The sequence below is a fragment of the Arthrobacter sp. TmtSoilC51 genome, from assembly GCF_055388015.1.
Map to the genome: position 1 here is coordinate 914,939 of NZ_AP035877.1, position 15,159 is coordinate 930,097.

General features: G+C 63.0%; 13 protein-coding genes and 1 pseudogene. 11 read left to right on the forward strand and 3 right to left on the reverse strand.

Going from position 1 to position 15,159, the window contains the following annotated elements:
- The first annotated feature begins 166 nt into the window (after positions 1–166).
- Both ACZ5G6_RS04385 and ACZ5G6_RS04390 read left to right on the forward strand, forming a co-directional pair.
- Complete coding sequence (locus tag ACZ5G6_RS04385; RefSeq protein WP_498691747.1) at positions 167–1,453, forward strand: sensor histidine kinase; 1,287 nt, start codon at positions 167–169, stop codon at positions 1,451–1,453.
- A complete protein-coding gene (locus tag ACZ5G6_RS04390) occupies positions 1,450–2,130 on the forward strand; it encodes a winged helix-turn-helix domain-containing protein (RefSeq protein ID WP_216921232.1) in 681 nt (226 codons plus the stop codon). Before ACZ5G6_RS04385 ends, ACZ5G6_RS04390 begins: the two co-directional genes overlap by 4 nt.
- Before the next feature lie 94 nt (positions 2,131–2,224).
- On the opposite strand, the gene ACZ5G6_RS04395 is transcribed toward ACZ5G6_RS04390, so the two are convergent.
- Complete coding sequence (locus ACZ5G6_RS04395; RefSeq protein WP_223937477.1) at positions 2,225–2,770, reverse strand: hypothetical protein; 546 nt, start codon at positions 2,768–2,770, stop codon at positions 2,225–2,227.
- 292 nt (positions 2,771–3,062) lie between these two features.
- Here ACZ5G6_RS04395 and ACZ5G6_RS04400 point away from each other — a divergent pair, with 292 nt between their 5' ends.
- The 6 genes from ACZ5G6_RS04400 to rlmB all read left to right on the forward strand — a co-directional run bounded on the left by ACZ5G6_RS04400 (position 3,063) and on the right by rlmB (position 7,936).
- A complete protein-coding gene (locus ACZ5G6_RS04400; RefSeq protein WP_011690592.1) occupies positions 3,063–3,545 on the forward strand; it encodes a CarD family transcriptional regulator in 483 nt (160 codons plus the stop codon).
- A gap of 122 nt (positions 3,546–3,667) precedes the next feature.
- On the forward strand, positions 3,668–4,450 hold the full coding sequence (ispD, locus tag ACZ5G6_RS04405; RefSeq protein WP_498689659.1) for a 2-C-methyl-D-erythritol 4-phosphate cytidylyltransferase: 783 nt from the start codon (positions 3,668–3,670) through the stop codon (positions 4,448–4,450).
- The gene (gene ispF, locus ACZ5G6_RS04410) at positions 4,450–5,010 is read left to right on the forward strand and encodes a 2-C-methyl-D-erythritol 2,4-cyclodiphosphate synthase (protein ID WP_498689661.1); all 561 of its coding nucleotides are present in this window, start codon (positions 4,450–4,452) and stop codon (positions 5,008–5,010) included. The genes ispD and ispF overlap by 1 nt, the downstream gene beginning before the upstream one ends.
- Complete coding sequence (locus tag ACZ5G6_RS04415; RefSeq protein WP_498689663.1) at positions 5,003–5,359, forward strand: hypothetical protein; 357 nt, start codon at positions 5,003–5,005, stop codon at positions 5,357–5,359. Before ispF ends, ACZ5G6_RS04415 begins: the two co-directional genes overlap by 8 nt.
- A 35-nt stretch (positions 5,360–5,394) precedes the next feature.
- Positions 5,395–6,864, forward strand: coding sequence for a cysteine--tRNA ligase (gene cysS / locus ACZ5G6_RS04420; protein WP_498689665.1), 1,470 nt, complete (start codon positions 5,395–5,397; stop codon positions 6,862–6,864).
- Between the two features lie 79 nt (positions 6,865–6,943).
- Positions 6,944–7,936: a 23S rRNA (guanosine(2251)-2'-O)-methyltransferase RlmB gene (gene rlmB, locus ACZ5G6_RS04425; RefSeq protein ID WP_223935923.1), complete on the forward strand. Its 993-nt coding sequence runs from the start codon at positions 6,944–6,946 to the stop codon at positions 7,934–7,936.
- A gap of 367 nt (positions 7,937–8,303) precedes the next feature.
- On the opposite strand, the gene ACZ5G6_RS04430 is transcribed toward rlmB, so the two are convergent.
- Positions 8,304–9,113 carry a carbon-nitrogen hydrolase family protein gene (locus ACZ5G6_RS04430; RefSeq protein WP_498689669.1) on the reverse strand — a complete coding sequence of 270 codons (810 nt, stop codon included), beginning with the start codon at positions 9,111–9,113 and terminating at the stop codon, positions 8,304–8,306.
- A gap of 237 nt (positions 9,114–9,350) precedes the next feature.
- On the opposite strand from ACZ5G6_RS04430, the gene glgX reads away from it, so the two are divergent.
- The 3 genes and pseudogenes from glgX to ACZ5G6_RS04445 all read left to right on the forward strand — a co-directional run bounded on the left by glgX (position 9,351) and on the right by ACZ5G6_RS04445 (position 12,305).
- Positions 9,351–11,465 (forward strand): glycogen debranching protein GlgX, encoded by a 2,115-nt coding sequence (glgX, locus tag ACZ5G6_RS04435; protein WP_498691749.1) that lies wholly within the window; start codon positions 9,351–9,353, stop codon positions 11,463–11,465.
- 10 nt (positions 11,466–11,475) lie between these two features.
- Positions 11,476–11,939, forward strand: a pseudogene (locus ACZ5G6_RS04440) (guanyl-specific ribonuclease).
- Positions 11,940–11,945: 6 nt separating this feature from the next.
- Complete coding sequence (locus ACZ5G6_RS04445; protein WP_498689672.1) at positions 11,946–12,305, forward strand: barstar family protein; 360 nt, start codon at positions 11,946–11,948, stop codon at positions 12,303–12,305.
- Positions 12,306–12,383: 78 nt separating this feature from the next.
- On the opposite strand, the gene glgP is transcribed toward ACZ5G6_RS04445, so the two are convergent.
- Positions 12,384–15,008 (reverse strand): alpha-glucan family phosphorylase, encoded by a 2,625-nt coding sequence (glgP, locus tag ACZ5G6_RS04450; RefSeq protein ID WP_223935927.1) that lies wholly within the window; start codon positions 15,006–15,008, stop codon positions 12,384–12,386.
- Positions 15,009–15,159 lie beyond the last annotated feature (151 nt).

The following is a 15,159-nucleotide window of genomic DNA, read 5'->3' on the forward strand; positions in this document are numbered from 1 at the left end:
GGGTGGGGTGCGGATTTCAAAACCATTGGCAGTCCAACCAGTAACTGTGTCAGGAGCCAGTGAACGGTTGCGCACCTTTAGATGAACGTTAGTTGAACCGCCCCGGTTTAGCACCGGATCAATACTTTGGCGTGATTGCAGAGCATAAGCTGGTCACGTGGATCCGTTGCTCATTGGTGTCGTTGCAGGCTTGGTTGGCCTGTCGCTGGGCGTCTTTGGCATGCTCGCGTTCAGGATCAGCGAGCGGCAGCGCAGGATCGTGGACCTGGATGTTACCGAACCCCTGCTTCCGGAAGGTGCAGCGGAGGTGCTTGCCGTCGTCGGCCGCGCTTTTGTAGTGGTTGATGCGATCGATGGCGTGGTCCGTGCGAGTCCGGCGGCGTACGCCTACGGCCTGGTACGCGGTCACACGGTAGTCCACAAGCAGCTCCTGGACATGACCGCAAAGGTGCGCCGCGATGGCGTGATCCTGGAGCAGCAGTACGAACTTCCCCGGGGCCCGCTTGGCAAGGGCACAATCGTGGTCCAGGTGCGGGCAGCCATGCTCGGTTGGGAGTACATCCTGCTGCTGGCCGACGACCGTACCGAGATCACCCGCACCGAGGAGATCCGCAACGACTTCGTGGCCAATGTTTCCCATGAACTCAAGACGCCGGTAGGCGCCATTTCACTCCTGGCCGAGGCGCTGGAAGCGTCACCCGATGACGAGGAAGCGGTACGCCGCTTCGCCAGACGCATGCATAAGGAATCAGGGCGCCTCGCAGCGCTGGTCCAGGACATCATTGAGCTTTCCCGCCTTCAAGGCGCCAACGTTGCCCAGCAGGGCCACGCTGTGGACATCAACACCGTCATTACCGAGGCCGTGGACCGCTCCCAGCTGCCAGCGGAGAGCAAGAACATCCAGATCGTGGTGGGCGGCCATTCGGATTCCCTGGTGTTCGGAGACAGGGACCTTCTGGTCACCGCCCTGCGCAACCTGATCGACAACGCCATCCGCTACTCGCCTGAGAACACCCGGGTAGGCGTCGGGGTCCGGACCCGGGAGGGCGTCGTCGCCATTTCAGTGACGGACCAGGGCGAGGGCCTGAGCCCCGAGGATCAGGAACGCGTCTTCGAGCGCTTCTACCGGGTGGATGCTGCGCGCTCCAGGCACACTGGCGGCACCGGCCTGGGCCTCAGCATCGTCAAGCACGTGGTGTCCAACCACGGTGGCGAGGTGACCGTGTGGTCCCAGCCAGGCCAGGGCTCCACCTTCACCATCCGCCTGCCGGAGATGGAAGGCCAGGACGACGACGCCGGCCTCCCGGCCTCCGCTGCCACCGCGGCTCTGTCCCCTGAACTTCCAGCGGCGGGAATTGCCGCCGTCGAAACCCATCACACGATTCAGCAACCTCATCACGCGAATCAACAAGGGGGCGCCAGCGGCGCCCAAGAGCAAGGAGCCAGCGCTTGAGCCGGATTTTGATAGTGGAGGACGAAGAGTCCTTCAGCGACCCCCTGTCCTACCTTTTGGGCAAAGAGGGTTTCGACGTCGAGGTAGTGGACAACGGCACCGACGCCTTGGTGGAATTCGACCGGAATGGTGCCGACCTCGTCCTGTTGGACCTTCAGCTGCCAGGAACGCCAGGCACGGAAGTGTGCCGTCAACTTCGCCAGCGTTCCAGCGTGCCGGTGATCATGCTGACCGCCAAGGACTCGGAGATCGACAAGGTGGTTGGCCTGGAGCTGGGTGCCGACGATTACGTGACCAAGCCGTACTCCTCACGCGAACTCGTTGCGCGGGTGCGGGCAGTGCTTCGGAGGCAGGGTGAACCAGAAGAGCTGATCACATCCACCGTGCAGGCCGGGCCCGTCCGGATGGATATTGAGCGCCATGTGGTGAGCGTTAATGGTGAGCAAGTATCGCTGCCCTTGAAGGAATTTGAACTCCTTGAAATGCTGCTCCGCAATTCAGGACGTGTGCTGACCCGGGGGCAGCTGATCGACCGCGTGTGGGGTTCGGACTACGTGGGTGATACCAAGACGCTGGATGTCCACGTAAAGAGGCTGCGCAGCAAGATCGAGCCTGATCCGTCCGTACCAAGATATTTGGTGACGGTGCGTGGACTGGGCTACAAGTTCGAGCCGTAAAACTTCAGTCAACAGATTGCGCAACAACGAAGGAAGGGTTCCGCCGCGGCGGAACCCTTCCTTCGTTGTTGTCTTGCTTACAGCTTGCGGCCTGCTAGTGGCCGGCAGCTGCAGATTCGGTGTGCGTCGGCGTTGCCGTGGAAGAAGAAGACGGCGTTGCCGATGCGCTCGAGGAGGGGAGGTACTTCTTGTACTCCGGCAGCGTGCCGTCAACCACGGGAACGTTGATCGTTGCGGAGTCCGAACCGCTGCGAATGGTGACCGGGCTCAGTCCGCCGGGCCTGGTGCCTGCGGTGCTAAGAACCGCGGCGTCGGCTTCGTCGTTCAGGTACGTCTCCGAGTTGGCCTTGACCGGGATTTCCGTCTGGGCGCCATTTGCACCACTGATGGTCAGGGTGGCATCCGAGTTGGACTTGTTGAACACTGCGCCGATCACGCGGCCGGGCTGGTTCTCGCCTGAAGCGACGATCAGCATGTTGCGCAGCTGCAGCTGGCCGAGATCCGCTTTGACCCCGTCCGATGCTGAGTACTGGTGGGAAGTCTGCTGGGCGTTGACGAAGCCGCAGCCGGTCACGGACAGAAGGCCGACGCCGATTGCAGCCGCCGCAATTGCCAGCTTGCCGCGCTGGACAGGGTTCATCGCAGTAATGCGCACGACACCTACTCCTCAAGAGTCATTGGAAACTTTTCAGGCATAGCCTATCGGCAAACCGGCCGAAACAAGGATTCGGGAAGGCATTGTGGCGTACGCGACCGGGAAGATCCGGCGCGCTCCTTGCCTCCCTGATGCATCTTTCCGGGCTCACGTCAAGGGGTAGCGTGGGCTCGTTTGGGGGCTGTTTCCCTTTATTGGCGCGGCTGGACGGGCCGTCCGGTGCCAGTCGTATGCCTTAATCGTGATAGACTAGTCTGCGGGAAAGGGGAAAGTCCACATGGTTTTTGAGGTCGGCGAGACAGTAGTTTACCCTCACCACGGTGCAGCAAAAATTGAGGAAATCAAGATGCGCACCATCAAGGGCGAAGAGAAGATGTATCTCAAGCTCAAGGTGGCTCAGGGTGATCTGACCATTGAAGTTCCAGCAGAGAACGTTGACCTTGTTGGGGTCCGGGACGTAGTGGGCAAAGAAGGCTTGGAGCACGTATTTGACGTTCTCCGCGCCGAGTTCACCGAAGAGCCTACCAACTGGTCGCGTCGTTACAAGGCAAACCTGGAGAAGCTTGCTTCGGGCGATGTCATCAAGGTGGCGGAGGTCGTTCGCGATCTTTGGCGCCGTGATCACGATCGCGGCCTTTCCGCAGGTGAGAAGCGAATGCTGGCCAAGGCGCGGCAGATTCTGATTTCAGAACTGGCCCTGGCTGAGAAGACAGACGAAGAGAAGGCAGCAAGCGTTCTTGACGAGGTCTTGGCTTCCTAAGAATTGATCCCCGGTGGTGCGCAAGCGCCGCCGGGTTTCTTTTTGCCACAAAACTGACGGAGATACTTGATAGTCAAGTATCATGCGGCATTTTCAAGTACTTTCCCAGTAACCTTGGGCGCATGAGTATTCCTTCGAAGCGCTCGGTCACGGCCGTCGTCGTCGTCGCAGCCGGCTCGGGCGAGCGCCTCGGCTACGGCATGCCCAAAGCGAAAGTTCCGCTAGGTGGCGAAACCATCCTGATGCACGCCCTCCGAGGCGTCGTCGCGGCCGACGTCGCACGCCAGATCTGCATCGCAGTGCCCAAGGGGGATACGGAACTCCGCCAACTGATTGCCGGGTTCACTGTTGAACTGGTGGACGGGGGCCCCGAAGTGACGGTCGTCGACGGCGGCTCCTCCCGGGCGGATTCCGTCCGTGCTGCCTTGACTGCGTTGGAGGACGGTACCGAATTCGTGCTCGTCCACGACGCCGCCCGCGCCCTGACCCCTGAACGCGTATTCCAGCGCGTAGCCGATGCCTTGGCCTCCGGCGCCCAGGCCGTCATTCCTGCCATGCCCGTGGTGGACACGATCAAGACCGTGGCCCAGACAACTGCATCGGAGTCCTCTATCGCTCCGGAAGTTGTCACCGGAACTGCGCCCCGGGAACAGCTGAGGGCAGTCCAGACGCCCCAGGGTTTCGAACTGGCCACGCTACGCCGCGCGCACGACGCCGCGGAGCTCTTTGATGACAAACAGGCTGCGGCGGTCACTGACGACGCCATGTTGGTTGAGCTCCTTGGCGTTCCTGTCCACGCCGTCCGGGGGGCCAGCCAATCGCTGAAGATCACCACGCCGCTTGATCTCATCATCGCCGAGGGCCTCCTGGAGGGCCCGCTCGGAATGCGCTGGGTGGAAGGCTGATGGGCCCACAGCAAGCCGCGCGTGCGGCTACCAACATAGCCCTGCCCCGTACAGGGATCGGCATCGACGTGCACGCGTTCGCGCCCGAGGACGATCCCCAGCCGCTGTGGTTGGGTGGTCTCTTTTGGGAAGGCGAGCAAGGGCTGTCGGGCCATTCCGACGGCGATTGCGTCGCCCACGCGGCGGCCGATGCCCTGTTTTCAGCCTGCGGAATCGGTGACCTTGGTACCCACTTCGGCACGGACCGCCCCGAGTTCGCCGGTGCCTCCGGGATAAAGCTGCTCAGCGAGGCTGCACGGATCGTCAGGGCCGCAGGGTTCGAGATCGGCAATGTCGCCGTGCAGTTCGTAGCCAACCGGCCCAAGTTCGGCCCCCGCCGTGAAGAATCCCAACGGGTCCTGAGCGAAGCCGCGAACGCACCCGTCAGCGTCACGGCAACCACCAGCGACGGCTTGGGATTTACAGGCCGTGGCGAGGGCGTTTCTGCTGTTGCTACGGCACTCGTTTACACGGTCACGGCATCCGAGCCGGGTCCCGCGAAAGGTGGGCCACATGGTTAAGCCGGGTTCCGGCGTCGTGCGTTCCGCCGCGTTCTTGTCAGTGACTGTGGCTGGTGCGCTCCTGCTCGGTGGGTGCGCGGGGACGCCAAAGATGGACGTGAAGGCCAGTTGCGAGTTCTTGAACAACGACACTTTCAAGCCCGACGGCAACCAGCAGCAGCATTCCAAACAGATCGCTGCCCACTACCACGAGATCGCGGACAAACTGGCTCCGGAAATCGGCGATCCCATCAAGGAGATGGCCGCCATCATGGACAAGGCCGCTGCTTCCTCTCTCGGGGCAGCCACGCAGGAACAGCAACAGCAGCTGACAGTGCACTTCAACAAAATCGGCGAGTACTGCAAGTAGGCAAGTCATGCCGCGTCATCGGCTAATCTGGAGCGGTGACCCTGCGCTTCTATGACACCGCCTCCGCCGAAGTCCGCGACTTCGTTCCCCTCGAACATGGCAAGGCCAGCGTGTACTACTGCGGGGCTACCGTTCAGGGGATGCCGCACGTAGGGCACGTCAGGTCCGCAATTGCATTTGACCAACTGACGCGTTGGCTCGAATTCCGTGGCCTCCGCGTCACTGTGGTCCGCAACGTCACTGACATCGACGACAAAATCCTGGCCAAGTCCGAGCAATCCTTCGGCCCCGACTGGGCCGATGAGCCCACCGCCCGGCAAAACGAGGAGTGGTGGGCTCTGGCTTACCGCTACGAGCAGGAATTCGAGAACGCTTACGAGTCCCTCGGTGTCCAACGGCCAACCTACGAGCCCCGTGCCACTGGGCATATCCCGGAAATGCACGCCCTGATCCAACGGCTGATCGATCGCGGCCACGCCTACCCCGCGCTGGACAACTCCGGTGACGTCTATTTCGACGTCCGGTCCTGGAGCAAGTACGGTTCGCTGACGCGGCAGAACATTGACGACATGCAGGGCGCCCCGGACGCTGACCCTCGCGGCAAGCGGGATCCGCGCGACTTCGCGCTGTGGAAGGGCTACAAGGAAGGCGAACCCGAGTCCGCCAGTTGGGCATCGCCGTGGGGCGCCGGACGACCCGGATGGCACCTCGAATGCTCCGCCATGGTCACCAAATACCTGGGCACGCGCTTTGACATCCACGGTGGAGGATTGGACCTGCGCTTCCCGCACCACGAAAACGAGATGGCCCAGTCACAGGCTGCAGGCGATGAATTCGCCAATTTCTGGATGCACAACGGCATGGTCACGTACGAGGGCGAAAAGATGTCCAAGTCCATCGGCAACACGGTGAGTCCCGCCGAGATGCTCGACCTCGCCTCACCCCGCGTGGTGCGCTACTACCTCGGCCAGGCTCACTACCGGTCCGTGCTGGACTACCGGCCCACGTCCCTCCAGGAAGCCGCCGCTGCCGTGGAACGGATAGATGGTTTTATCGCCAAGGCGGGTGCCAAGGTCAGGCACGACATGGGCGGTCCGAAGGCGTACGCCGTGGCTCCGCAGGCAAACATGCCGGCCGCCTTCGCTGCCGCCATGGACGACGACCTCAACGTTCCACAAGCACTTGGCGTACTCCACGAGACCGTCCGTGCGGGCAATACCGCGCTGGCCGCCGGGGATCTCGATGCCGTGAAGGCGGCCCTTTACAGCGTCAACGCCATGACGTCCGTCCTCGGCCTGGATTCCGTCAAGCGGCCGGAGGCTGTGCAGGGCCGTGAACACGCCGCCCTGGAAGTCCTTGTGGAAGCGCAGCTCGAAGCCCGGGCAGCCGCAAGGGCCAACAAGGACTGGGCTGCGTCCGACGCCATCCGGGATACCCTCGCGGCCGCCGGTGTCGTCGTCGAAGATGGTGCGGAGGGCGCTACCTGGAGCCTGAAACGCGACTGATAAACCGCCGCCACGGCCGAATTGCATTGGGTCAGTAGACTGGAATGCAGACTCATTAATTTCAAGCAAGGTGGACAGAATGGCCAACCACGGTCGCCCGGGTGCAATCCGCAAGAGCAAGAAGGGCCCCTCCACGGGTACCGGAGGCCACGGTCGCAAGGCCCTCGAAGGCAAGGGGCCCACCCCTAAGGCCGAGGACCGGACCTACCACAAGGCATACAAGAACAAGCAGCTTTCCGAACGTTCGGCTGCTAAGCGCGGTCCGGCACGTCCGGGTACCGGCGCCCGCTCCGGCCCGAAGGGGCGCGCAACCGAAGAACTGGTCACCGGCCGCAACTCGGTTGTAGAAGCGCTGCGCGCCGGCATCCCTGCCAAGGCCCTGCACGTTGCTATCCGCATTGAAATGGACGACCGCGTCAAGGAGTCCCTCAAGCTTGCAGCCGAGCGCGGCATCCCGCTTCTCGAAACCGGCAAGCCCGAACTGGACCGCATGACCGAGGACGCTGTCCACCAAGGCCTGGTCCTGCAGATCCCGCCGTACGAGTATGAGGACGCATACGACCTCGCCGAGACCACCATCGCCAAGTGGAAGAAGGGGCACATCTCCAACGCCCCGATCTTCGTTGCACTCGACGGCATCACCGATCCCCGCAACCTCGGCGCGATCATCCGCTCCGTCTCAGCCTTCAGCGGCCACGGTGTCATCGTCCCCGAGCGCCGTTCCGTCGGTGTCACGGCTTCCGCCTGGAAGACCAGCGCAGGGGCCGCAGTCCGCGTACCCGTGGCCCGCGCGTCGAACCTGAACAACGCGCTCAAGCAGTTCAAGAACATGGGCATCTACGTCCTTGGCCTGGACGGCGACGGCGACGTCTCGCTGCCCGATCTCACCGTGGCAACAGAGCCTGTCTGCATCGTGGTCGGCTCCGAAGGCAAGGGCCTCAGCCGCCTCGTGCGCGAAAACTGCGACCAGATCGTCTCGATTCCGATTGACTCCGCCATGGAGTCGCTCAACGCATCCATGGCAGTTGGTATCTCGCTGTACGAGGTGTCCAGGCAGCGGGCGGCCAAGTAGTCCACGCCAAGGCGCAAGGGGTGAGCAGCGGTCGCGACGGCCGCCCTCCGCGTGCTGCTCCTTCGTCGCTTTGACCCACGCTTCCGGGCGCCGGACCGCGACAACTACGGATGCTCTCTCACTTCCTGCGGGTTTTTTACGGATGCTCTCTCATATCCTGACCGTTTGCGGCAGGCGCTCTCTCACGTCATGCACGTGGGGGAGCGTTTGCTGTTTTCCAGAGAATGTGGACGACGGCGGCACCTGGCCCGGGCGGTCCGTTCGCCTTTGGGCAGGGATGTGAGCGAGCATCGGCCAGAAGGTATCCGGATGTGAGAGAAGATCCGCCCAAAACCCGCAGGAAGTGAGCGAGCATCGGACGGGCGGGTTAGAAGTCGCGGCGGTTGGCCAGGACCGGGAGCTTTTGGCGGGCTTCGTTCACCACTGCGGGGTCGAGGTCGGCGAAGAGAAGGCCGGGTTCGCCGTCGAGTGCTTCCACGACCTGCCCAAAGGGGGACACGACGGCGGAGTACCCCACGCCCGTGGGCGCGGTGCCTTTCGCTTCGATGCCCTGGGTAGCAGGATCTCCTTGGCCGCAGGCAAGCACGAACGTGGTGGTATCCACCGCGCGGGCGCGGGCCAGGAGCTGCCATTGTTCAGCCTTGCCCGGCCCGGCGCCCCACGACGCCGCTACGATGTTGACCACGGCTCCACGCAGCGCGTTGGCCGTGAACAGTGCCGGGAAACGGATGTCGTAGCAGGTGGCTAAACCAAAGGTGACACCGCCGACGTCGAACGTCACTGGGTCTGTTCCCGCCTCAACCGTGTCTGACTCCGCGAACCCGAAGGCATCGAAAAGGTGGATCTTGTCGTAGCTGGTCTCAACGCCGGGGCCTGTGACCATGAGCGTGTTCCGGACGCGGCGCGTGCCGGAAGCCGAAACACCGCCGGGCGTGAACATTCCTGCGACGATCACCAGCTGCAATTCCCTTGCGAGCTCGCGCACGCGGCTCGCCCACGGGCCGTCGAGCGGCTCAGCGATGTCCAGCAGGGAGTTGCCGAACGCGCGCATCATTGCCTCCGGGAAAACAACAAGTTCCGCACCAGCGTCCTTGGCGCGGCGGGCATAGTCTTCCAGGAGCCGCAGGTTGTCAGCCAGGTCCCGGCCGGTGATGACTTGAGCGAGTGCAACGCGCACGATTGAACCTCCAGTTCTGTCAGTCCCAGTATGGCAAGGCTGCCGGAAAACACAGCCACAGCGACACATTCGCGGGAGCGGATAGGGGTGTGGTGTTGCCCCGGCAAAACGTTCCAGCACGTGAGCGCCCCGGAACGACGGCCGTAGCCTGTGCCCACCGGAAAATCGATGTGGTGGGCGCCGTCACATGGGCGGCCAACTCAGCACTCACTCTGTATGGAACTAAACTTGCAAGCAATGGTTATGCCTATTTTGGACCCAGCAGCCGCCTTGGATGCATCGCGCCCCAGGCCCCTCGGACTGAGCGAGCCCCAGCCCGATCTGTTCGATGCCGTCACCCAGCAGACAAACAACGTCAACGTTGCAGTGTTTGCACCGGACCTGGAACGCGTTGAAGTCGCCTACCAGGCGCCAGGTGATGGTTGGCGGGTCCACACGCTCCCCAATCTGGAGGACGGCGTGCATTTTGGCATCGTCAGCGGTATGCCGCCGGGCACGCGATACGGTTTCCGTGCGGCACCGTCAGGGGGCGGGCTGCCGATGTCAGTACCGGCCCTGGACTTTGACGACGACGGCGAGCAGACGTTGTTGCTCGATCCCTACGGGCGCGCCGTGGATCAGCGGGGCGAGTTCCTCACGAGTGTCCACATGGCAACAGACTTCGACTGGGGCGACGACGCACCGCCGCGGACCCCTATGCGTACGTCAGTGATCTACGAGGCCCACGTCCGTGGGCAGACGATGCTTCACCCGGACATCCCGGAGCACCTCCGCGGGACGTATGCCGGAATGGCGCACCCGGTGATGATCCAGCATCTGACGGAGCTTGGAATCACTGCTGTGGAACTCCTGCCCATCCACTTCCACCTGGACGAGTCCCACCTGCAGGACCTGGGCATGACGAATTACTGGGGGTACAACACTGCTGCGTTCTTTGCCCCTCATGCCGACTACGCCACTGAGGCTGCGCGGAACGCCGGGCCCCACGCTGTGCAGGATGAGCTCAAGGGCATGATTAAGCTGCTCCATGCCGCCGGCATCGAGGTCATCCTGGACGTCGTCTACAACCACACGGCCGAAGCCGGACCGGACGGACCTGCACTGAGTTTCCGCGGCCTTGCGGAGGACCGCTACTACCGCCACGATGCGCATGGGCGCTATCTGGATACCACCGGGTGCGGCAACACCTTGGACTTCAGCGATCCTGTGGTGGTGGACCTGACCTTGGATTCCCTTCGCTATTGGGTCAACGAGTTCCATGTGGACGGTTTCCGGTTCGATCTTGCCGTGACGCTGTGTCGCGACGCCGGCAACCAGTTCGATCCGCGGCACCCCTTCCTGCGGGCCATCGAGGAAGACCCTGTCCTCTCGGTCGTGAAGCTCATCTCCGAACCATGGGATGTTGGCTACGGCGGCTGGCAGACCGGCCGCTTCCCGCCTGGATGGTCGGACTGGAACGATCACTTCCGCGACGGCGTCCGCCGGTTCTGGTTGTCTGACCGGGCTGCGATGGAGGCCGGGGGCCAAGGCGGCTCCATTGCGTCGTTGGCAGAGATCATGGCCGGTTCGGCCAACCTGTTCGCATCCTCGGGACGCACACGCCTGGCGTCGGTCAACTTCGTCACAGCACACGACGGTTTCACGCTCAAGGACCTTGTCAGCTACGACCGTAAGCACAACGAGGCCAACGGCGAGCAGAACCGTGATGGGCACGGCGACAACCGCAGTTACAACCACGGTTTCGAAGGTCGCAGCGAAGACGAGGCGATTGTGGCCGCCCGTGCGCTGTCCATCCGGAACCTCATGGCCACGTTGCTGTTGTCCATCGGTGTCCCCATGATCACAGCTGGTGACGAGCTCGGCCGCACGCAGCAGGGCAACAACAACGCTTACTGTCAGGACAACCCCACGGCATGGCTGGACTGGAGCTGGACGTCCGAAGCCAACGCCATGTTCCGGACCACTCAGGAGCTTGTGAAGCTTCGCCGCTGGTTCCTGCGCCACCAGCCCGAGAACTTCCCCGCGAAGGCCAACGACGCGAGCCTGCAGTGGTTCGATGACAAGGGCAAGCGTATGACTCCGGCGCGCTGGAACGATCCCAGCGTGCGCTCGGTTCAGCTGCTGATGGGCGCGGAAGACAGTGAAGTTCGCGGGCTGATCGTGGTGAACGGCAGCAACCAGGACATGAAAATGGTGCTGCCCGAGATCCTGAGCGAAACGGGAATCGGCAAGCGCATGTTCGAACTCCGTTTCACAACCTCGGTGCTGCATGAACGCCGGAAGGGTGCGCTGGTGGCCTCGGGCGAGCGGGATATCCTGCAAGCCAACACCATCAACATTTATCGCACGTAGGAGCCCCTGCATGAAACGGAGCAGCAGCAAACTGCTGGCCTTCGCAGCTCTGGTGATTGCCGTCGTCGCGCTCGTGGTCGCAATGGTGGGCGGCGGCCCGCTGACCGCCCCTCAGGAAATGTCAAGCGCTCAAACCACGACGGCGGAGCCTGGCTCCGCGTCAGTGCCGCCGTCCGTGGCAAACCCCTCTGCGCTGCCCACCATCAACGCCTCGCAGCTACCCAAGGAAGCGCAACAGACGCTTGCCCTGATTGCGAAGGGCGGTCCGTACCCCTATGACCGGGACGGCGTGACCTTCAGCAACTTTGAGGGCCTCCTGCCCAAGAAGTCAGGCGGATTTACAAGGAATACACCGTCCCAACGCCAGGAGAGTCAGACCGCGGCGCCCGCCGGATCATTGTTGGCAAGGACACTGCCAAGTACTACACCGCTGACCATTACGATTCGTTCAAGTTCATCGTCGAAGGCAAGTAGGAGCCCATGAAGATCTATTCCGCAGACACCTGGACGCTCGAAGAACTTCAGGAGCAGGTGGCAGACGCGGGGCGCAGGACCGTCCTCGTCCCGCCGGCCACAACAAAAAAGGCTGTCCTGGAGGTCTTTGGCCAGGTCCTGGACTTCCCGGAGTACTACGGCGTGAACCTGGACGCCCTCAACGACTCCCTGCATGACTTCGCTGATGCCCTGTCGGACGACGACGGCACTCCGGTCACGATGATCTGGCAGGTCCCTGCGGCCTACCGGACGGACCGTTCCTTCGGCGTAGTCTGCGAAATCCTGCAGGACGCAGAAAAATACGCCGGCCGGGATTTGGCGGTCATCGCCGTCTTCGAGAACTAGTCGCGGGTAAAGACGTTTCTGGCCCGCTTTTCCGTTGTTGAGCAACAACGGAATAGCGGGCCAGGAACGAGTTACGGACTACGCGTTCGCGATCAATCCAAGCTCAGCCTTCGAAGCCAGCGCAGAGTGCTTCGGGAACACCCGGACGGTGTATCCGAAGGACCCGGAGCGGTTGATGACCAGGTCGCCATGGAAGAGATGGCGTCCGCCGCCGAGGTTCTCCAAGGAGGCCAGTTCGGCTACCACGATGTCCTCAAGCTCATCGGACTCCTCGGCGCGCCCGAAGGCCACTTCCACGGAGACGTCGTCAGGGGTCAGGTTGTGGAGTGCTACGTACGCGTTGACCTGCAGGGTGTCGCCAACCTGGGGTTCTTCGGATACTCCAACGGAATCGACGTGTTCCACGACGACGTCGGGCCAGGCGCTGCGGACCTTGGAGGTCCAGGCCGCGAGTTCCTTGGCTTCCTTGAAGGATTCCGCAGTGGCCCGGCGCCCGGCTACCGCCGCGGGGCAGTACAGGTTGTTGACGTAGTCGTGGAGCATGCGTTCGGCTGAAACTGCCGGGCCCAGGTTTGCCAGGGTGTGCTTGATCATGGACACCCAGTGCGTGGGCACGGTCTCGCGGGTGGATTCGGAGGGGCCTGCAGCGCCTGCGCCCTGGGCGACGGTGGTCCCGTAGAAGCGCGGTGCCACTTGGGTTTCCAGCAGCTCGTAGAGTGCGGAAGCCTCGATGTCGTCGCGTTCATCGGCGGATGCGCCGTTGTTGGCCGTGGGGATCGCCCAGCCGTTTTCGCCGTCGTACATTTCGTCCCACCAACCGTCCAGGACGGAGAGGTTGAGCGAGCCGTTGATGGCCGCCTTCATGCCTGAGGTGCCGCAGGCCTCCAGCGGACGCAGGGGGTTGTTGAGCCAGACGTCGCAGCCGGGGAAAAGTGTGCGGGCCATGGCGATGTCGTAGTTCGGGAGGAACACGATCCTGTGGCGCACCGCGGGGTCGTCAGTGAACCGGACAAGGTCCTGGATCATTTTTTTCCCGGCGTCGTCTGCGGGGTGCGATTTTCCTGCGATGACCAGCTGGATGGGGTGTTTGGGGTGCAGCAGGAGGGCCTTCAAACGCGCGGGGTCGCGCAACATCAGCGTGAGCCTCTTGTAGGTGGGCACCCTTCGGGCGAAGCCGATAGTCAGCACGTCCGGATCCAGTACGCTGTCCGTCCATCCAAGCTCGGCGTCGGCGGCGCCGCGTGTCTTCCACGAGGCGCGCAGCCTGCGTCGAACGTCTTCCACGAGCTGGGCGCGCAGTTCCCTGCGGAGCCCCCAGACGTCCTCGTCACTGACGTTGTATGCGAGGTCCCAACGGCCAAGGGCCTCGGCTTCCGCACCGAACTGCTGCCGGGCCAAAGACGATATCCGCGGGTCCACCCAGGTGGGAACGTGGACGCCGTTGGTCACGGACGTGATGGGGATTTCGGAATGGTCGAATCCGGGCCAGAGGCCGGAGAACATTTCCCGCGACACCACGCCATGCAGCTTGGCCACGCCGTTGGCGCGCTGCGCGAGGCGCAGGCCCATGACGGCCATGTTGAAGACGGAGGGGTTGCCGCCGTCGAAGTTTTCCCGGCCGATTTCCAGGATCCGGTCCACAGGCACAGCAGGGGCGAGCCCGGCTTCGAAGAAATGCTTGATCTGGACGGTCTCGAAACGGTCGATGCCTGCCGGGACAGGGGTGTGCGTGGTGAAGACTGTGGATGCACGTCCCGCAGCGAGGGCCTCGTCCCAGGTGAGGGGATCGTTGGCGTCGGACATAGCTTCCTGGATACGTTCGATTCCCAGGAATCCTGCGTGGCCCTCGTTCGTGTGGAAGACCTCCGGCGCGGGAGTGCCCGTCAGTTCCTGGTACACGCGCAGGGCTTTGACACCGCCCATGCCCAGCAGAAGTTCCTGCTGGAGGCGGTGATCGCCGCCACCGCCGTAGAGGCGGTCGGTGATGCCTCGGGCGGCTTCATCATTGGAGGGGACGTTGGAGTCCAGCAGCAGCAGCGGAACGCGCCCGACGTCGGCACGCCACACGTGCGCGTGAAGCTCACGGCCGTTGGGCAGCGGAAGCGAAATGTGCACCGGCTTGCCGGGAACGCCGTCCTTGGAGGGCTGGCGGAGAAGCGTCAGCGGCAAGCCGTCCGGGTCCAGTACCGGGTACGTTTCCTGCTGCCAGGCGTCCCGGGACAGTGACTGCTTGAAGTAACCGGCCTGGTAAAGGAGCCCGACGCCGATCAGCGGCACACCGAGGTCCGATGCGGCTTTGAGGTGGTCGCCAGCGAGGATGCCCAAGCCACCGGAGTACTGGGGGAGAACCTCGGTAATGCCGAACTCCGGCGAGAAGTAGGCGATGCAGGCAGGGGCCTCTTCACCCAGGCCCTGGTACCAGCGCGGCTCGCTGAGGTAACGGTCCAGATCCGCTGCAGCTTCCTGTACGCGGTTGACTACCTCGCCGTTGTTGGCCAGGTCCTGCAACTGCTCCCTGCTGATGGATCCCAGGAGGGCGATGGGGTCGCGCTGCGCGGCCTCCCAGAGAGCCGGGTTAAGGCTCGCAAAAAGTTCCCTGGTGGGCCGGTGCCAGGACCAGCGCAAGTTGGTCGCCAAGCGGGCCAGTGGCCGGATGGGCTCAGGGAGGACGGTACGGACTGTAAACCTTCGAATTGCCTTCACGAGCGCCACACTAACTGACTCACATGGCAGTCGGAACTGCTTTGGGTTTCTTTTAGGTAAAAGTCATCTTGCGTCGCCAAGATGGCTCGTGTGCTTAGCATTCTTGGATATTTGTCGCTAACGTCGTGGTTGTGACGAATACCTCGCGAAC